This window comes from Atribacterota bacterium (assembly GCA_028703475.1).
Taxonomy (GTDB): Bacteria; Atribacterota; Phoenicimicrobiia; order Phoenicimicrobiales; family Stramentimicrobiaceae; genus JAQVMU01.
In genome coordinates, this window is the sequence record JAQVMU010000014.1 from 1 (window position 1) to 19,052 (window position 19,052).

General features: G+C 34.5%; 20 protein-coding genes, 1 tRNA gene and 1 riboswitch. Of the genes, 17 read left to right on the forward strand and 4 right to left on the reverse strand.

Annotated features, from left to right (window positions below):
- Positions 1–405 precede the first annotated feature (405 nt).
- Positions 406–1,401 carry a phosphate acyltransferase PlsX gene (gene plsX / locus PHQ99_02965; GenBank protein MDD4288538.1) on the forward strand — a complete coding sequence of 332 codons (996 nt, stop codon included), beginning with the start codon at positions 406–408 and terminating at the stop codon, positions 1,399–1,401.
- Here plsX and PHQ99_02970 read toward each other — a convergent pair.
- Together PHQ99_02970 and PHQ99_02975 are read right to left on the reverse strand one after the other, a co-directional pair.
- Positions 1,393–1,737 carry a hypothetical protein gene (locus tag PHQ99_02970; GenBank protein MDD4288539.1) on the reverse strand — a complete coding sequence of 115 codons (345 nt, stop codon included), beginning with the start codon at positions 1,735–1,737 and terminating at the stop codon, positions 1,393–1,395. The genes plsX and PHQ99_02970 overlap by 9 nt on opposite strands.
- Before the next feature lie 238 nt (positions 1,738–1,975).
- Positions 1,976–2,485 (reverse strand): hypothetical protein, encoded by a 510-nt coding sequence (locus PHQ99_02975; protein MDD4288540.1) that lies wholly within the window; start codon positions 2,483–2,485, stop codon positions 1,976–1,978.
- 219 nt (positions 2,486–2,704) lie between these two features.
- Here PHQ99_02975 and PHQ99_02980 point away from each other — a divergent pair, with 219 nt between their 5' ends.
- The 6 genes from PHQ99_02980 (at position 2,705) to PHQ99_03005 (ending at position 8,575) form a co-directional block, all read left to right on the forward strand.
- A complete protein-coding gene (locus PHQ99_02980; protein ID MDD4288541.1) occupies positions 2,705–3,265 on the forward strand; it encodes a manganese efflux pump MntP family protein in 561 nt (186 codons plus the stop codon).
- Between the two features lie 100 nt (positions 3,266–3,365).
- Complete coding sequence (locus PHQ99_02985) at positions 3,366–4,511, forward strand: caspase family protein (GenBank protein ID MDD4288542.1); 1,146 nt, start codon at positions 3,366–3,368, stop codon at positions 4,509–4,511.
- A 325-nt stretch (positions 4,512–4,836) separates the two neighbouring features.
- Positions 4,837–5,832: an ABC transporter substrate-binding protein gene (locus PHQ99_02990; GenBank protein MDD4288543.1), complete on the forward strand. Its 996-nt coding sequence runs from the start codon at positions 4,837–4,839 to the stop codon at positions 5,830–5,832.
- 167 nt (positions 5,833–5,999) lie between these two features.
- A complete protein-coding gene (locus tag PHQ99_02995; protein MDD4288544.1) occupies positions 6,000–6,854 on the forward strand; it encodes a proline/glycine betaine ABC transporter permease in 855 nt (284 codons plus the stop codon).
- A 34-nt stretch (positions 6,855–6,888) separates the two neighbouring features.
- Complete coding sequence (locus tag PHQ99_03000; protein ID MDD4288545.1) at positions 6,889–8,109, forward strand: glycine betaine/L-proline ABC transporter ATP-binding protein; 1,221 nt, start codon at positions 6,889–6,891, stop codon at positions 8,107–8,109.
- Positions 8,110–8,302: 193 nt separating this feature from the next.
- On the forward strand, positions 8,303–8,575 hold the full coding sequence (locus PHQ99_03005) for an RNA-binding protein (GenBank protein MDD4288546.1): 273 nt from the start codon (positions 8,303–8,305) through the stop codon (positions 8,573–8,575).
- A gap of 101 nt (positions 8,576–8,676) precedes the next feature.
- On the opposite strand, the gene PHQ99_03010 is transcribed toward PHQ99_03005, so the two are convergent.
- Together PHQ99_03010 and PHQ99_03015 are read right to left on the reverse strand one after the other, a co-directional pair.
- A complete protein-coding gene (locus PHQ99_03010) occupies positions 8,677–9,075 on the reverse strand; it encodes a DUF2177 family protein (protein MDD4288547.1) in 399 nt (132 codons plus the stop codon).
- A gap of 236 nt (positions 9,076–9,311) precedes the next feature.
- Positions 9,312–9,399 (reverse strand) — tRNA-Leu (locus PHQ99_03015).
- Positions 9,400–9,698: 299 nt separating this feature from the next.
- Between PHQ99_03015 and PHQ99_03020 the strand changes: the two genes are divergently transcribed.
- The 10 genes from PHQ99_03020 to PHQ99_03065 all read left to right on the forward strand — a co-directional run bounded on the left by PHQ99_03020 (position 9,699) and on the right by PHQ99_03065 (position 18,989).
- On the forward strand, positions 9,699–10,703 hold the full coding sequence (locus PHQ99_03020; protein ID MDD4288548.1) for a CRISPR-associated endonuclease Cas3'': 1,005 nt from the start codon (positions 9,699–9,701) through the stop codon (positions 10,701–10,703).
- A 53-nt stretch (positions 10,704–10,756) separates the two neighbouring features.
- Positions 10,757–12,124 carry a TldD/PmbA family protein gene (locus tag PHQ99_03025; protein ID MDD4288549.1) on the forward strand — a complete coding sequence of 456 codons (1,368 nt, stop codon included), beginning with the start codon at positions 10,757–10,759 and terminating at the stop codon, positions 12,122–12,124.
- 1 nt (position 12,125) lies between these two features.
- Positions 12,126–13,439, forward strand: coding sequence for a TldD/PmbA family protein (locus PHQ99_03030; GenBank protein MDD4288550.1), 1,314 nt, complete (start codon positions 12,126–12,128; stop codon positions 13,437–13,439).
- Between the two features lie 46 nt (positions 13,440–13,485).
- Positions 13,486–14,142, forward strand: coding sequence for a histidine phosphatase family protein (locus tag PHQ99_03035; protein ID MDD4288551.1), 657 nt, complete (start codon positions 13,486–13,488; stop codon positions 14,140–14,142).
- On the forward strand, positions 14,129–15,184 hold the full coding sequence (gene cobT, locus PHQ99_03040; protein ID MDD4288552.1) for a nicotinate-nucleotide--dimethylbenzimidazole phosphoribosyltransferase: 1,056 nt from the start codon (positions 14,129–14,131) through the stop codon (positions 15,182–15,184). The genes PHQ99_03035 and cobT overlap by 14 nt, the downstream gene beginning before the upstream one ends.
- A 33-nt stretch (positions 15,185–15,217) precedes the next feature.
- A complete protein-coding gene (cobU, locus tag PHQ99_03045; protein ID MDD4288553.1) occupies positions 15,218–15,793 on the forward strand; it encodes a bifunctional adenosylcobinamide kinase/adenosylcobinamide-phosphate guanylyltransferase in 576 nt (191 codons plus the stop codon).
- Positions 15,777–16,550, forward strand: a complete 774-nt coding sequence (gene cobS, locus PHQ99_03050) for an adenosylcobinamide-GDP ribazoletransferase (GenBank protein MDD4288554.1) — start codon at positions 15,777–15,779, stop codon at positions 16,548–16,550. Before cobU ends, cobS begins: the two co-directional genes overlap by 17 nt.
- 44 nt (positions 16,551–16,594) lie before the next feature.
- The gene (locus tag PHQ99_03055) at positions 16,595–17,485 is read left to right on the forward strand and encodes a cation diffusion facilitator family transporter (protein MDD4288555.1); all 891 of its coding nucleotides are present in this window, start codon (positions 16,595–16,597) and stop codon (positions 17,483–17,485) included.
- 97 nt (positions 17,486–17,582) lie between these two features.
- A complete protein-coding gene (locus PHQ99_03060; protein MDD4288556.1) occupies positions 17,583–17,795 on the forward strand; it encodes a molybdopterin-binding protein in 213 nt (70 codons plus the stop codon).
- A 117-nt stretch (positions 17,796–17,912) separates the two neighbouring features.
- Positions 17,913–18,048, forward strand: a riboswitch (molybdenum cofactor riboswitch).
- Positions 18,049–18,185: 137 nt separating this feature from the next.
- Positions 18,186–18,989 (forward strand): ABC transporter permease, encoded by an 804-nt coding sequence (locus PHQ99_03065; GenBank protein ID MDD4288557.1) that lies wholly within the window; start codon positions 18,186–18,188, stop codon positions 18,987–18,989.
- The last annotated feature ends 63 nt before the right edge of the window (positions 18,990–19,052 follow it).

Sequence of the window (19,052 nt, forward strand, 5' to 3'; positions counted from 1 at the left end):
AAAAAAAAGGTTTCCATTTTCCCATTTATATTACTTGTATATTCAAAAAAGAATCCAAAAAGTCACAGAAATGATGGAAAAATGAAAGGAAGAAGAAATGGAAGAAATAAAGGAATGGGAAAAAGAAGTAATAGATATCATTAAAGAACATATTGTTGAAAGGGATTTAGGTGAAGAGTATTAGTTTGAATACCAGTTGTAGTTGATTTATATTATAATCTACATTAGTTTGCTGATTATTAATCTTTTGATTTTAGAGATTAAACTGCCAGTATATCAGATAGAATATAAAGGTGAATAAAATTTTTTCTTGTTTTTTTGATATTCAGTGTTACAATCATTATAATAAAAACATTATTTATTTTACCTGTTATTATAAGCAGGTAATAAAGGGGGAGATTGTATTTGAAAATTGCACTGGATATTATGGGTGGTGATTATAGCCCTGAAGAAACTGTAAAAGGAGCTTCACTCTTTTTACAGTTTAATAAATGTGAAATTACACTTTTAGGAGAAAAGAGATTAATAGAAGAAGGAATAAAAAAATACCCTTTTGATACCGGAAAATTCGAGATAATTGATTGTCCTGATAAAATAGCAGGGAATGCCCTTCCCACAGAAATTATTAAAGGGAAAAAGAACTCTTCAATAATGGTTGGGATGGATTTAATTAAAGAAGGAAAAGTTGAGGCATTTGTATCTGCAGGTAACAGCGGTGCAGTTATGGCTGCGGCACTTTTAAAATTAGGTTGCATTCCGAATATACGACGTCCGGCAATCGCAGGTATCATACCGAGTTTAAAGGGCCATAAGGTTCTTTTGGATATAGGTGCTAATGTTGACTGCAGACCGGTTCATCTGGTTCATTTCGCATTAATGGGATCTTCTTATGCCAGACATGAATTAGGAATAGAAGACCCAAAAGTAGCATTGGTAAATATTGGTGAAGAAAAAAATAAAGGAAATCGTCTCAGCAGAGAAACATATACATTACTGTCAAAAAGGTCAGATATAAACTTTATTGGCAATATTGAGGGAAGAGATATTTTTATGGGTAATGCTGATGTGATTGTTTGTGACGGTTTTGTAGGGAATATTATTTTAAAAACAGCTGAAGGACTTGCAAGTATGTTTATGACAGATTTTAAGGTAAGCATCTTAAGAAATCTTCCTGAAGACAATACTATAAAAATGTTAAAAGAAAAATTCACTGAATATTCCCAAAAAAGAAGTTACAAAACCTATGGAGGAGCTCCGCTTTTAGGTGTAAACGGTCTGTGTTTTATCTGTCACGGCAGATCCAAAGCAGAAACCATTAAAAATGCACTCCAGAATGCATGTGTATTTGCAGAAAATAATGGACTTGAACATCTGAAAGAGCTTAACTTTAAATCAAAATAAACGTCCCAGAATAAAGCCTACCAATAAACCGATTAAAAAAATGGTAGTAAGAATTCTGGCATCTTTAACCATTGCTATTCCTTTAAAGCGAATTACAATTAAAGAGACAAAATAAGCAGCAACATTGAGCGTAACAAATATTGGCCAGGTAATTACCTTTGTAATTATCGGGCCAATGTGAGGAATTGATTGAATTAGTGTCAGGGAATAGGTAAACAGATGGCTGAACATTTCGATACCTATTCCTATTAATGCAAGTAATGCTGCTATTAGTATATTGTCTATATTACTGTACTTAAACAGATAGTAGGAGAGAGCTATTAAAAGAATAGACAAAAAGATATTCCAAGTTGAGATTTGACCTTTATTCGGAATTCTTGGTTTAAATTTGTGAGTATTCTGCTTTTCTTGTTTAGAGCTACTATAATTCATATTTATTTAAAATTACCCCGGTTTAATATATATTTAACAATTAACAGTTTGTTTAATTTTTAAAAAGAAAAAATAAAAGAATTTTAATAAAAAATCATAGCTTTTGTTTCATCTTATAGAAGTTTTATGTTTATTGTCAAATCTATAATACAAAATACAGGATAACCCCTGAAATAATCGTTAATGGAATAGCAAATAAAAGCCTTAATCCAAAAATGTATGGTTCGAAAAAAATAAAATCATAAGCAATGCGACTTAGTCCAATTGCTCCATAACCAATAAGCATGGTTATGATTATACTTACATGCGCTCCTTTCTGGAGGAGAGAATGAATAATAGGATATACTGCGTATGGTCCACCCTGCAATAATCCTGCCAGAATACCTCCGCTAATAATCCCCTTCAAGCCACTTTCCTTGCCAAACCATTGAATAATCAATTCATCAGGTAGTAAAATATTTATTGCCTGAGCAATCAACATTGCTGCAAATATCAGTGGAAGAAGGCTGAAGAATGAGCCAAGAGCTTCTGTGAAACTTTTCCTGGCAGCTTCCGGTTTATTTATAAATAAATACAGATATAATACAAAAGCTCCCAGTATGATAATTCGCTGAGCCCAGTTTTTACCGATAAAAAAAATAATCCAATTCATGATATTAACCCCCTATATCTTTCATTAGTATAGCATGGCAAAATGTTTTATTAAAAAAATAGACCTGAGATGTAATATTTGTTAAAATCATAATATTCATTTATTAAAATAGTTATTATCCATAATAATAAAAAACTTTCTATGGGAAATTATAAGGATGGATAACACTATATATCTATAATTTATAATTATATAATATTAAAACAGCAGGTGTTAGTGATGTCTTTTCTGTCGATGCTTTTCCTGGCAATTGGTTTAGCTATGGATGCGTTTGCTGTTTCTATTTCAGGCGGCATAGTTTCATCAAATGTACATTTTTTATATGCTTTCAGGATTGCATTATTATTTGCTCTTTTTCAAATGATAATGCCTTTTCTTGGATGGTGGCTGGGACAAAGTGTCAGCCATTATATAGTAAACTATGACCACTGGGTTGCATTTGTGCTCCTGTCAATAATAGGAGGAAGGATGATTCATGAGTCCTTTAAGGACAAAAAAAAATGCAAACCCATTGATTTTAATAAAATATCAGTGCTAATATTTCTGGCAATTGCAGTAAGTATTGATGCTTTTATTGCAGGTGTCGGTATTTCATTATTAAATATTAATATTACACCAATTATTATTACTATCGGAATAATCACTTTTCTTTTTTCACTGATAGGTGTAAAAATTGGTAAAATACTGGGATGTTTGGTTGAAAGATATGCTGAGCTGACTGGTGGAATAATACTAATACTAATTGGGATTCAGATTTTGGTACAACATTTGTATTTTTAAGCACAAAGACAGGCTTGATTGAAAGGTTCATGTTTTAAAAGATAAGCCATTTGATTTGGTTGCATAATATATAAATAATATAAATTATAAAGAGGTAAAAATGTACAAATTTAAGAAGAAAAAATTTCCCTATAAAACTATTGTAATATCATGTTTATTGTTTTTAGCACTATTAATTACATTAAATGGCTGTATTTTTATCCCCAAAGGCTCTATTTATGTAACCAGTGAGCCTTCCGGGGCAAAAATATATCTTAATGGTGAAGATACAAACAAAGAAACACCAGCAATGATTTCAAATATTTTTTCCGGTTCTTATTCAATCAAAGTAAACTTAGAGGAAAAAGCTATTACCAGGGAAGAATTAGTAGAAGTATTTCAAAAGCAAGTTACATCTGTACATTTTGAATTACTGCCGGTTGTGACTTATAGGGCCTTATGTGTGGGTGTTAATGATTATAAAGATCCCGGTATAACTGATTTACGCGCACCTTCGTATGATGTTGAGAGAATTACTGAGGTTTTTGAAAATTCACGTTTTGGCGATGAGGAGCACACTTTCAACAGCATAGATGTCCTTCTTGGCAGTCAGGCTACCCGAAATAATATACTGCAGGCGATTACATCATCTTTTTCTGAAGCAGACCAGAATGATGTTTCATATTTCTATTTTTCAGGGCATGGTTGGGGCGGTAATGGAAATATAAGCACTATCTTGCCTTATGATGCTGATGCAGGTGATGAATATAATGATATCAGTGCAGATGATCTGGCATCAGCTCTTAGCATGATTCCCGGAACCAAAGTCGTAATCCTTGATTCCTGCTTTTCTGGGGGATTTATTGGAAAAGATGCTTATGTTGCTACTCGCAGAATGGAGATAAATGATACTAAACAGTATAATGATAATATAATAAATTCCTTTGAAAAATATGACTTGCAATTAAGCAAGGATAACCTCGCAAAAAACTCATTTAAAGTAATAACTTCAGCCTCTAGCAATCAACTTTGCTATGAAACTCTTTATCATCCGGTTGATGGCAATCCTTTCGGATACTTCTCTGCTTCGATATGTGACGGTTGTGGATACAATGATTTTTTCCCACCTTTCCCGGCTGATTTTAATACCGATAGCAAAATTACCATCAACGAAATATACGAACATGTTGTTGAATTACTAAGAGGTATAAACCAGGATGCCCAGGTCTATCCTGCTAACTCTTCCTTTTCATTTATAGAATACTAAATAAATGTAATGAGCTGTAAAGGTTGACAAATAGCTTATATTCGATATAATAAGTACACGAGTTATTATTTCAGAATAAAAATATAAAAATATAAGCTAAAAATATATATAGTTATTACACATAGTCTCTAATTATCAAATCATATTGCTTCTTTGGCTACCTCAGTGCTGGATGAAATTATCCGTTAGTTTATCTTGAAAATCATTACAAGTCTAAAGATTTGTAATCAAATAATAACTATAGAATTATAAGTATTATTCTGGTTTAATTAACAAAAATTCGCAGGAAGACTGTGAATTAAAAATAAAAGGAAGGTGAAAGAATTTGAAAAAAAATTATTTTAACATTCTTATAACCGTTTTGGTTATAGCAGGTTTAGTACTAAGTTTTGGAATTAGTACAATGGCAAAGGGAACAGTTGTTTTTGGGGATGCAGGATGGGAAAGTATTCGTTTCCACAGCTATGTTGCCGGAATCATAATGGAAGAAGGCTATGGGTACACCATGGATATGGTTTCCGGATCAACACCGGTTGCATTGTTAGGTATGAGACAGGGAGATATTGATGTTCAAATGGAGATGTGGACCAGTAATATAGCCGAAATTTATCAAGAAGCAATTGATTCCGGTGATGTTGTAGAGTTGGGCATTAATTTTGATGGTAATACACAGGGTTTATATGTACCCACTTTTGTAATTGAAGGAGATTCTGAACGGGGTATAGAACCAATGGCTCCCGGATTAAGAACAGTAAAAGACCTGGCTGATTACTGGCAGGTTTTTGAAGACGAAGAGGATAGATCTAAAGGTAGAATATACGGTTCACCTCCAGGATGGGCTGTTGATGAAATCATGAGAACAAAAGTTGAAACCTATGGTCTTGATGAATACTATAACTATTTCAGCCCTGGATCAGATACTGCTTTAGCAGCAGCTATTGTTTCATCTTACGAAAGAGGAGAACCTATTGTTGCTTATTACTGGGAACCTACCTGGGTTATGGGAATGATGGACATGACACTTTTGGAAGATGAGCCCTACAGTGAAGAGCTCTGGAATAATGGTTATGCCTGTGAATTTGAGGCTATGCAAATTACCATAGCTGCAAATTCTAATTTTCCGGAAAGAGCTCCTGAGTTGGCGGAATTTTTAGGCAAATATCGCACCAGTGAACAATTAACCAATGAAGCCTTGGCTTATATGATGGAAAATGAAACTGATGAGGAAGATGCAGCTATGTGGTTCTTGAAGACAAGAGAAGATATCTGGACTGAATGGGTTCCTGAAGATATTGCTCAGAAAGTAAAAGAATCATTATAATTTTTATTGTCAAGTATTATAATAAATTTTATAATTAATAAAAATAGTTGTATTTAACGTCAAATATAGAAGTTCCAAAATTACTAGATTATAAATTGTAGAAAGGAAAGTTGCCTGCCTTAATTGTACCTAATTAAAGCAGGCAACATTATCTAAAGATGACAAATATGTTTTTAAATTTTCCCGAAGCATGGCAAATAAATTTTGGCAAACACGTAGGAAATTTTGTTAGATGGATTGTTCAAAATTATTCTGCCGTCTTTGATGCTATCAAGGATGGCATTTTGTGGTTTTTACTGCAAACCAGGGGATTGTTTTTATGGATTCCCTGGCCGGTTTTTATTATAATTGTGTTTATTTTAGGATGGAAAATCAGGAACTGGAAATCAGGAGTTACTTTTGCTGGTTTAATATTTCTGATTGGTGTTATGGGTCTTTGGGAAGAAATGATGCTGACTTTATCAGTAGTACTGGTAGCAGTTGTTATTGCAGGCCTTATAGGTGTGCCATTAGGTATACTGGTCGCTTATAACGAGAGATTGGAAACTATTGTTAAACCAATTCTCGATGCTATGCAGACCATGCCAAGTTTTGTTTACCTGATTCCTGCAATCATGCTGTTTGGATTAGGGACTGTTCCTGCAGTATTCGCAACAGTTGTATATGCAACCCCTCCGGCAATCCGTCTGACTGATCTGGCTATAAAGGGGGTTTCCAGGGAGATGGTAGAAGCAGGACATGCTTTCGGTTCAACGACCTGGCAAATTTTAACTAAAATTGAATTACCCCAGGCTTTTCCGACTATTATGATGGGAATCAACCAGACAACAATGCTGGCAATGTCAATGGTAGTTATTTCTTCAATGATTGGCGCCCAGGGACTGGGCTTAAATGTTTTGCAGGCTATTAATAGAATCGATATCGGAATGGGATTTGAAGCCGGGATAAGCATTGTGTTTTTAGCTATCATTATTGATAGAATTACTCAGGGAATTGCAAATAAGTATAAATATCCCAAATAAGAAAAAAATAAACCGGAATTTTAAGGAGCTTACCATGAGCGTAAAAATAAAAGTTGAGAACTTAACAAAAATATTCGGGAAAAATCCCAAAGAAATACTCAAGAGAATTAAAAAAAACCAGTCAAAAGACAAAATTTTCAAAGATACAGGACATACTGTTGGGGTTAGAAATGCCTCTTTTTCAGTTAATGATGGAGAAATATTTGTCATTATGGGTCTTTCCGGAAGCGGCAAATCTACACTAATAAGATGCTTAAATATGATTAATGTTCCCACCAAGGGAAGCATATTTGTCGATAATGAAAATATAGTGAAGTATAATAAGCAACAATTACGTGAATACAGACAAACAAAGGCTACCATGGTGTTCCAAAACTTTGGCCTACTGAACCATCGGACTGTTTTAGGTAATGTGGAATATGGTTTGGAAGTAAAAGGTATGCCATCAGAGGAAAGAAAAAAAATTGCCATGGAAACAATAGAGTCAGTAGGTCTTTCCGGATGGGAGGATAAGTATATTACCGAATTAAGCGGGGGAATGCAGCAAAGAGTAGGTTTAGCCAGAGCACTTGCTAATAATCCGGATATTTTATTGATGGATGAGCCATTCAGTGCCCTTGACCCGTTAATCAGAAGAGATATGCAGCTGGAATTGCTTGATATTCAGTCAAAACTGCAAAAAACAATAGTATTTATAACTCATGATGTTAATGAAGCCTTTAAGTTAGGTGACAGAGTTGCAGTAATGAAAGATGCTGAAATTGTTCAAATAGGAACCGCTGAAGATATTTTAAATAACCCTTCAAATGCCTATATTGAGGATTTTGTTAGAGATATTGATCGTTCAAAAGTATTACAGGCTAAGCATATTATGTTTAAGCCTGGTGCTTTAGTAAAAAATACACAAGGACTCAAAGTTGCAATCAGGGAAATGGAATCAAATGGCATTTCCAGTGTATTTGTAGTCGGAGAAAATCGTAGATTAGAAGGAATCGTTACTATCGATGATGCTGTTGAAGCAGTCAAAACAAAGAAAAAATTATTTGATATCATAAAACAGGATTATTTTACCACTGACGAAGAGACTTATGTACAGGATCTTATTCCAAAGGCAATTGAAAGCAAATATCCTATTGCTGTTGTTAGCGAAAATAATAAACTGTTGGGTATTATTGTAAGGGTGTCAGTATTGTCCGGATTAACACAGGGCAATAATGATGAAAATAATGATGAAAATAATCCTGATTCTGACTAAATGATGCCTGGTAAATAAATATTTGACATTATGTAGAAATAGTGTATACTTGTGTAGTCACTTAGCAATAGGTGAAATCAATTCTTTATTAGAATTGATTTACAGTAATATAAAAATAGAGTCCCAGATATCTTGTCATATTTTACCTCTAAATTTAATGTTACTGAAGAATAAGAAAAAAGGAGGAAAAGATATGCAAGGTAGTAAAGTATATGTAGGGAATTTAAATTATTCTGTGAACAACGAACAACTTGAAGAGCTTTTTGCTAACCATGGTACTGTCAAAAGTGTCAATATTATTGAAGGCAAAGGCTTTGGATTTGTAGAGATGTCTTCTTCAGAAGAAGCAGAAGCAGCTATGCAGGCATTGAATGATACTGAGTTTAATGGTCGTCCATTGAAAATTGATGAAGCAAGACCACAAAAACCCAGAAGAGATTTCAATAACAACAGAAGACGCTACTAATCTTTAATTTTAGATAATTTAAGATTAAAAAACCCCTCTTTTTTTAAAAGAGGGGTTTTTCTATTTCCTATATTTATTACTGTTTCCTAAAACCTTAATATTCATAAAATAAATTTAATGGAAATAAAATAGGAGATTAGTGATACTGAAACAGAAAGTGTCATACCCCAGATTATGTCAACTATTGTGACTATTAAAGACCAGTCTTTCAGTGTTGCAAGATTAGTCAAATCATAGGTAGCATAGGTCAATAATCCGTAGAAAGCTGCTGTTAAAATAAGATACAATAGATCTCTTCTTTCCAAACTCGGCATCAGGACAAAAAATACTATTCCGGCAACAAAGAGAAAATAAAAAATAATTGCTGCAATCCAGTTAATATTTGTTTTCATTAAAAAACCAATTTGGTTCTGATAGAACTGTTTTGCAACCAGCCCCAACCATAGCATATCGATAATAAAGAAAACAGGCACTGTGATAAGATAAAGTCTTATAAACATCATAACACCTCTTTTTATATATTGATTTATTAAATCTTAACTGCAATTGGGGAGATAGTTGGTTTTCTAAAAATATAATTATTTTGCAAAAATTATATCATATCATTTTGACAAAGTGTCATTAATTCACTTTATGTTATAAATTTGTTATAATAAAAAACCTAATAAATAGCTTTTCGAGAATTGGCAGATACCTGTGATTGTCAAGCTGATAGGTTTGTATGTTTTAATAATAATGGTGCCGAAGGGGGGATTTGAACCCCCACAGGTGCAAGACCTACTACGCCCTGAACGTAGCGCGTCTACCGATTCCGCCACTTCGGCCTGCAGATATGATTAGAAACTGCGGTGAATAATCACTTTATTAGAATAGATAAAATCCGATGGCTTGTCAAGAAAATATCTTTTTATATTACTAATATTATTCAAAGGCTATTAATAAAGTGATTCATTAGATTAAATATAAAATGCTTTTAGAAGAATTATTACACATAAAGGGACCAAAATATCAGATTATATATTGAGCAGTCCGTTTGCTTGTTTTCAAAAAGCCGATTTTAGTATATAATTATTTCTAATTGTTTGTTTGTCCATTTCTTTGTAATGAAGGAGAGGTTTATAAAGTGAAGAATAAAAAAAGAATTATTGACCTGGAAATAGGAGACAGGATTAAAGAAGTGTTTTACATAAGAGAGGCCGAGTTCAGGTTGCGAAGGAATGGTGAAACAATTGATGGTTTTTTAAAGATTTGTGATAAAAGCGGTGAAATAGAGGCGATTTATTGGGATATATCAGCGGAAAAGATTAAATTGATTGAGAAAATAAAAATCGCTGAAATTGATGGACAGGTTAGTAAAAAAAGAAGTAATGGTCAGATTCAATTGAGCGTTAAATCACTTATCAAAGGGTATGTAAGTGACGGGGAAGAGTTTATTCCTTCTACCGAAAAAGATATTGAAGAAATCATGAGGGATATTGATGAAAAGATTAGCTCAATTAAAAATCAGCATCTAAAACAGCTTTTAATTTCTTTTTTTGATGACATAATATTTAGAGAAAAATTTAAAAGAGCACCAGCTGCCAAGAAATTACACCAGGCATATATTGGAGGCCTGGCTGAGCATTCTAACAATGTAGCAAATATTTGTGAATCAATCTGTCAGATTTATCCACAGGTTAATCGTGATTTTTTGGTTGCCACCGCTCTTCTCCATGATATCGGGAAGATTGAAGAATATCAGCTCGATGGTATTATTGAATATACTGATAAGGGGAAATTAATTGGCCATATAATAATAGGCACAGAGATGATTCAGGAAAAAGTTCAGCAGCTCCCGGATTTTCCAGAAGATCTGGCATTACTGATAAAACATTCCATATTAAGCCATCACGGGAAATTTGAGTTCGGTTCACCAAAACTACCCAGTATTCTGCCGGCAGTAGCCTTATATTATGCAGATGATACTGATGCTAAGATCAATGGACTGATTACTCTAAAAGATCAGAATAAACTGATAGACAAAAAATGGAGCGAATGGGTCTGGTGGTTGGAACGTTCTATTTTCCTGGATGAAGAAAATATATTTGAAGAAAGCTTCAACAAAAAAATTGAAAAAATAGAAGAATAGAAAAACTGAAATAAAATCAGGGATATGCAATTAAGTGAGACAGGAGGAAGCATATGCAAAACATATTAGTAGAAGCGCTTAACAGCCAGCAGGCAGATTATATTGAAATCCGGCTTGAGAGATACGAATCCACACATATCCGTTATCAGGGAACAGATATGGAAAAAATCAGCAGTTCACAGGAGATGGGTGGTAATGTCAGAGCACTGGTAAAAGGTAAGTGGGGATTTATAACCTTCAACAAATGGGATGACTTAAAGGAAAAAGTAAAAAAAGCAGTAGAAGTTGCCACATTAATTGGTAATCAAGAAAGCTATCTTAGCAAAACAGAACCGGTAACTAAAATATTACGTCCTGATTGCGGTCGTGATTTTAGAAAGATTAGTTTAAAAGAAAAAGCCTCTATGCTTAGAAATTACAGTAATATCATAACAAATTATCATTCTAAGATACAATCTTCCATAGTAAATTATACCGACAGATACACAACTGTCTATTATGCAAATTCTGAAGGAGCTTACATTCAGCAGGAGAAGCCTTTTCTGAGTGTTCATTTTGCAGCGATTGCCCGTAATGGTGATGATGTCCAAATGGCAAGTGAGAGTATTGGCAGTGTGAAAGGATATGATTCTGCAGAAAGACTTTCATCTATAGCACAAAAGACAGCCAGACGTGCAATAAATCTTTTAAAGGCAGCACCTGTTCAAGGGGGAGAATATACTGTAATATTGGATCCTGTTTTAGCCGGTGTGTTTATCCATGAAGCTTTTGGCCATTTAAGTGAAGCAGATTTTTTATATGAGGATCCAAGAATGCAGGAATTAATGAAATTGGGGAAAAGAGTTGGACCACCGGAACTTAATGTTGTTGATGACGGATCTTTGCCTGGTTTGTTAGGCTCATCTGAATATGATGATGAAGGCGTACCTACCAGAAAGAATTATTTAATCAAGGAAGGAATTCTTGCCGGCCGTCTCCATTCACGGGAAACCGCTGCCCGCATGGGGGAAGAACTAACCGGGAATGCCCGGACGATAAATTATCATTTTAAACCGATTGTAAGAATGACCAATACTTATATTGAACAGGGGAAAACACCTTACAAAGATTTATTCAATGGTATTAAAAAAGGTATTTATGCAAGGCAGTTTTATGGTGGAAATACCACATTTGAAATGTATACTTTTAGTGCCGGAGAAGGATATCTAATTGAAAATGGAAGAATCACCAGGCCAATCAAAGATATTACATTATCCGGAAACTTGTTTGATACACTATACAATATTGATGGTATCGGTAATGATTTAAATATTGTTGAATCAGGGGGCGGTTGCGGAAAAGGGGGACAACAGCCTTTACCGGTGACTTTTGGAAGTCCTCATATTCGCATTCAGAAAGTTATAGTAGGGGGTAGTCATTAATATGCAAGACTTAATAGAAAAAGTAAAAAATAAAGCAAGTGCAGGTGAATTGTTCAAAGTAAATTATAGAACAGTTCCCGTGGAATATGAGATGAATCAATTAAAATCAATTAATATGGAAGAAACTGAAGGATGGGCATTGAGGGTGATTCATGATGGAAAAATCGGCTTCTCCTCATCAACTTCTCAGGATCAGATTGATGGTATGATTAACAAATCACTTGAAGTAGCCCAATTTGGTCAGGAAGCGAAATTTGATTTTCCCGATAAAATTCCTTCTACCGGTAAGCAAAAAATAAAATTGTATGATGATTCAGTCAGAGAAAAAAGTGTTGAAGAGATGATAGCAGCAGGGGATGAGATTGTAAAACAGGTATTATCAATTAATGCTGGTTTGCGTTGTGATGCAGGAGTGACCAAGCAGGATGGAGAAATTCAATATGGAAATACCCGAGGGGCATCATTTAGTTATAAGAATACAGGATTATCTTATTCAATTATGGTTCAGGATACCAGAGAAAATGACATGATGATGTTAATGGAATCAATGCAATGGGGTAATACAGATTTCTCTCTGGATGATCTCTGGGAAAGATTGGAAAGAAAGATAAAATGGAGTGAAAAAGTGGTTGATGCAAGCAGTGGTTCTATGCCTGTAATCTTTTCTCCAAAGGCATTACTGGTATTGATACTTCCCTTTATAAGCGGTTTAAATGGCAGAATGGTCAATAAGAAGATATCACCTTTACAGGATAAAAAAGATACTGCGGTATCCAGTCCCTTATTTTCCCTGTATAGTGATGGAACAATAGATTATGCCGGAGGCAGTGCTCCTTATGATGATGAAGGAATACCGATGCAGAGATTGCCCTTAATTGAAAAAGGTATTTTAAAAAACTATTATTATGATTTACAGAATGCCGGTGAAGCGGGAGTTAAAACAACCGGTAATGGAATAAGACATGGTTTTCATGCTTCTCCCTCTCCGGGAGTAGCCAATCTGATTGTTCCTGAAGGTAAAACTTCTTTTGATGATATGATAAAGGATATTAAAGAAGGAATAATAGTGGACCAGGTTTTAGGACTGGGACAGGGTAATGTCTTAAGCGGGGCATTTTCCAATAATGTGCAGCTCGGCTTTAAGATTAAAAATGGCAAAATAGCCGGTAGAATCAAAAATGTTATGATTGCCGGTAACGCCTTTGAAGTCTTAAAGGACGTTGCAGCAGTAGGAGATAAAGCAAGATGGATATCCGGACAGTACTTTTTCCCTTATATCTATATAAAGTCTTTATCTGTATCTACAAAGAGTTAATATATATAATGATGTTAGAATTATAATAACAGCAAGGTCAGGTATTATGTTAAAATTTTTAATTGTCCGGCACGGGGAGACAGTAAGTAACGCTGAAAAACGTTTTTCAGGACATCAGGATGTCAGGCTAACTGAAAAAGGAATTTGGCAGGCAGAACAATTATCCTGCAGGCTTAAAGAAGAAACCATCGATATTGCATATAGCAGTGATTTACAAAGAGCAATTCATACTGCAAAAATCATTTTGGGAGATCGTGATATCCCATTACTGAAAGAACCTTTGTTCAAGGAAATCCATTTTGGAAACTGGGAAGGATTGAAATGGGAAGAGATAGATGATGAAAAAGAAGAAAAAAAATATGGTGATTGGTGGAAAAAGCCCGATTTAGCCCTTCCTGAAGGAGAAAGCCTTCTTGATTTAAAAAAACGTGTGCAAATCGGTTTGGATAAATTAATCCAAAAACATTATGAAGAAGACAAAAAGAAAACCATTGCTATTGTTTGTCATGGCGGAGTAGCGAAGACTATTATAGGAATAGCCCTTGATATTCCTTTGCACAAGGTATGGCATATAAGACAACAGTCTACTGCTCTAAATGTTTTGCTGTATGTGAAAGATGTCGGCTTTTATGTTGGTTCTGTAAATGATATTGCCCACCTTACTTTATTAAAAGAGAAGGGGGAACAAATTGAACAACATTAAAATCAAGGATTTAGTGAAAAATATCAAACCTGTCAATAAAGAAATTGAGAAAGAAGTTTTAAAAAAGTTTGATAACTTAACCAAACCCAGAAAAAGTCTGGGGTTGTTAGAAAATTTAATAGCTAGAGCAGCCGGGATATATGCTACTGCAAAACCGGACCTCAGTAGAAAAGTAATTTTTCTGATGGCAGCTGATCACGGGGTTACTGCCGAAAAAGTAAGTGCATATCCATCTGAAATTACCCGGCAGATGATTTTGAATTTCTTAAATGGTGGTGCTGCAATCAATGTGCTCACCCGTCATTTTGGCATAGAGGTAATAATTACGGATATGGGAATAAGAGGAGATATTACAGATATCAAAGGCTTATTTAATAAGAAATTAAACCATGGAACCAAAAATATGGCTGTAGGACCAGCTATGTCAAGGGAAACAGCAGAACAATCAATTATTCACGGATACGAAGTTTTTGAGCAGGCTTATACGGAAAAAGAGATTGGTTTAATAGGGTTAGGTGAAATGGGAATTGGCAATACCACTGCCAGCAGTGCAGTAATATCTGTATTAACCGGTGAAAAAGTAGAAAAGGTAGTTGATAAGGGAACAGGGCTTAAGCCGGAAGAAGTATTACATAAGATTTCTATTATTAAAAAAGCTATTGAAATAAACCGGCCAAACCCTGATGATGCCATAGATGTCCTGGCAAAGGTAGGAGGATTTGAAATTGGCGGACTGGTAGGTTGTATCTTAGCCGCTGCAGCGAAAAGAATACCGGTGGTTATGGATGGATTGATATCAGGTGCCTGTTCACTATTGGCAGTGAATATTGCTCCTATAGTTGAGGATTATCTCTTTGCCAGCCATTGTTCAAAAGAGAAAGGTCATAAAGTTGCCTTGTCTAATCTCCGGAAAAGACCAATCTTTGATTTGGAAATGCACCTGGGAGAAGGAACCGGAGCGGTTTATGGTATGAATTTTATTGAAACAGGATTCAAACTTTTAAACCAAATGGCTACATTTGATGATTTGATAGAATCTTAAAAATATTTAAAAAAAGATTTCAGAGTAATATGTATGAATAAAAGATTACCCAAACTGGTTTTAATTACCGGTGGAGTACGCAGTGGAAAGAGTACATTTGCGCAAAATATGGCTGAAGGTTTCGGTAAAAAAATAACCTTTATTGCCACTGCCCAGCCCCTGGATAAAGAAATGAAACAAAGAATTGAAAGTCATAAAGCAAACCGGCCGAAACACTGGGAAACCCGGGAAGAACCCTGCCAGGTAGCCAAAGTTATCTCAAAAACGGGACAGAATACAGATGTAATACTGGTTGATTGTCTCGGTTTGCTGGTATCCAATCTGATGCAGGATTATCAGGAAAAAGTATTCAGTAATTTGCTGGCTGAGAATATTATAAAAAATATTCAGGAAATTATTGCAGAAGCATTAAAATGTCCCGCAACTGTTATTATCGTGTCCAATGAAGTAGGATTAGGGTTGGTCCCCGAAAATGCTATGGGGCGTTTTTTTCGCGATATTTTAGGACAGGCCAACCAGTTAATTGCCTCAAATGCGGACAAGGTATATTTAATGGTAACAGGCATTCCTCTTTTGATTAAGGGAAATAATAATGAGAAACATTTTTAGAAGATTCATATTGGCTATCTCCTTTCTTACTGTTTTGCCTGTTGATTGGCTCTTTATCAGAAATATCCCTGAAAATCAAGACTTTATTAAAGATGACCTCTCAAAATCCAGTATATTTTTCCCGATAGTGGGCATCCTGATTGGCCTCATTCTGGCGGGTACTAATTATTTGCTCCAGTATACTCCATTTGATTTTTTGTTATCTACTGGAATTATACTTACTATATGGGTATTCTTAAGCGGAGGTCTGCACCTGGAAGGCTTTGGGGATATGGTAGACGGATTCTCCGGTGGCAAAAACCAGAAAGAGATTATCCGGATTATGAAAGATGGTGCAATAGGCTCAAAGGGTGCTATTGCTTTAATCCTGCTGATTCTTTTAAAACTATTATTAATATATACACTACACCCATTTTATAGAATAGAAGCACTGTTACTAACTCCGGTTATAGGAAGATGGTCTATGGTTCTGGCAGGCTATTTTGGCAAACCGGCCTCCTCGGATAATTCTCTATCACAGATGTTTACTGTTTATCTGGGAGAAAAAGAAATAATTCTGGCTACAATTATTACAATACTATACGGTTATTACTTATTATCATACCCTTTACTTTATTTTCTCGTGTTATCGGGATTTATTACTTATCTGCTTATTTCATATTCCTTTTCTAAAATGCAGGGCATTTGCGGGGATGTTATTGGTGCAACAAATGAGCTGACAGAAATAGTAGTTTTATTGATTTTTCAACTGTTATAATATGGTATATAAAATTAATCTTAATTAACCAGAAAGGTTTAAAATTGAACCCGGATAATAAATTAATACAAAATAATCAGCGGCTTAAACAGGGGACAACCCTGGTATTAATTGTGCTTTTAGCCAACACCCTGCTGGTAGTCTTTAAATACTGGATTGGTTTGCAGCTTAATTCAGTCGCCATCATGGCAGAGGCCTGGCACGGCCTTTCTGATTCCTTAACAACTATTATAGTGTTTATTGGTTTTCGAATAGCAGGTAAACCGCCGGACAAAGAGCACCCTTTTGGACATGGACGAATGGAAGTTATATCATCTTTGGTTATTGCAGTTATACTTTCCCTGGTATCTTTTAATTTTTTTATAGATTCGGTTAACCGGATAATTCAAAGACAGTCCATTGAGTATAATCAGGCAGCACTAATTATTTTTATCGCATCTGTAATGTTAAAAGAATTTATGGCTCAAATCTCAATAAGTATTGGCAGAAAAATCAAATCAGAAGCCCTTATTACTGATGGATGGCATCATCGCAGTGATGCTTTTGCCTCATTGATTATTATCATCGGTATTTTCTTAAATCCTTACTTCTGGTGGATTGACGGGATAATGGGAATCATTATTTCCCTGATTATTGCTAAAATAGCATATAATATATTAAGTGATACTGTCAGTAAACTCATCGGTGAGGAGCCGGGAGAAGAATTTAACAGAGAATTAAAAAGAATTGTACAGGATAATACTGTCAAAAATGTTAAACTACACCATATCCACCTGCATAGGTATGGGGATCACCGGGAGTTAACCTTTCATATTGTCTTGCCGGAGGAAATGAAACTTGGGCAGGCTCATGAGATTGCCACCGGGCTGGAACAAAAGATTAATAGCCATTTGAATGTAGAAACAACTATTCATATAGAATCAGAGGAGGATTAGAATTAAAAAGTTTTTTACTTAATTTTCCAGACCTTACTATTTTCAATAAATGACATATTATTTATATTATTAAGAAAAGAGAAAGGAGTGATTTAAAATGAAAATAAGCGCCAGAAATATGTTAAAAGGTATTATTAAAGAGATTAAAGAGGGTGCAGTTAATGATGAGATAATCGTTGAATTACCCAATGGAATGGAGATAACCTCTGTAATTACTAAATCATCTGTTCAGAACCTGGGATTAGAAAAAAGTAAAGAAGTATATGCCGTTATTAAAGCCAGCAATGTGATGATAGCTGTGGATGATTGAAAATAATTAAATTTATTCTCTATGTCTGATCTGTTGTTTGTTGACAAAATACTAATATCATTTATAATTTACAAAGGTGTTATTATAATAACACCTTTGTAAATATTTTATTTATCAATAAATAAATCTCTTCGATTTACCTGGTCTAAGGATTAATCTATGACCGGTAAACGCAAGGCTCAAAAAGTCTTAAGGGCATAAATAGAAATACTTATGCCTCCCGTATTTGGAAAGGAGAGAATCATGAAACCAGTAATATATAGCAGTGTTTTTTGATATAGCTTATTTTTAAGAATATCAAAAATCACTGCTATTTTATTTTCAGAAAAATTGTTGATGATAGAAAAGTAAAAATGACAATAAAAAGAAGAAAAGGTTTTGCTTATTAGGATGAAAAAAAAGATTGATATATTTTATCTAAGTTTTATTATATTGGGAATCATTGTCATAATACTCATACTTCTCCCACCCTTAAAGACGATTCTTTATACTCCAATATCAACTTTGTGGCATACAATTTTAGACCAGGAAGTAAGTTTTTCTATCTGTATAACCGTAATAGCTGCCCTGGCTGCAACAGCTTTTGGTTTTTTATTAGGAGTGCCTCTGGCTTATCTTCTGGCAAGGCATTATTTTTTTGGTAAGAGAGTGTTGGAGGCAATTATAGATATCCCGATTGTGATTCCACATTCTGCTGCAGGAGTAGCGTTACTTTTTGTATTTGGTCGTAATTTTTTTATAGGAAAGGTTTTCAGTGCAATAGGAATTGATTTTTTTCAAACATTCAATGGGGTTGTTCTGGCAATGATGTTTGTCAGTGTACCATTTTTGATTGATTCAGCAAAGGAGGGATTTAGGGCAATAGATATTGAATTAGAAGAGACTGCTTACACCTATGGGGCATCACATTGGCAGGTATTCTGGTATATATCTCTTCCTTTAGCCTTAAAAAACATTTATTCAGGCTGTATCCTTATGTGGGGACGGGGTGTTAGTGAATTTGGAGCAGTCATGATTATTGCCTATAATGCCTTCTTTTTGGGAAAAAGCGGTAAGGTATTACCGGTTTTGGTCTCTGACCGATTTAATTTTGGTCTTTCCTATGCCCGTCCTATTGCTGCACTGGCAATATTAATATCATTAATTTTCTTTGTTATTTTAAGAATTTTAATAACAAGAAATGAAAATACATAAATAGAGAGGGGGAATATTTGTATTTCAACTGAAAAACTTGTCAAGATTTTAAAGAATTAAATA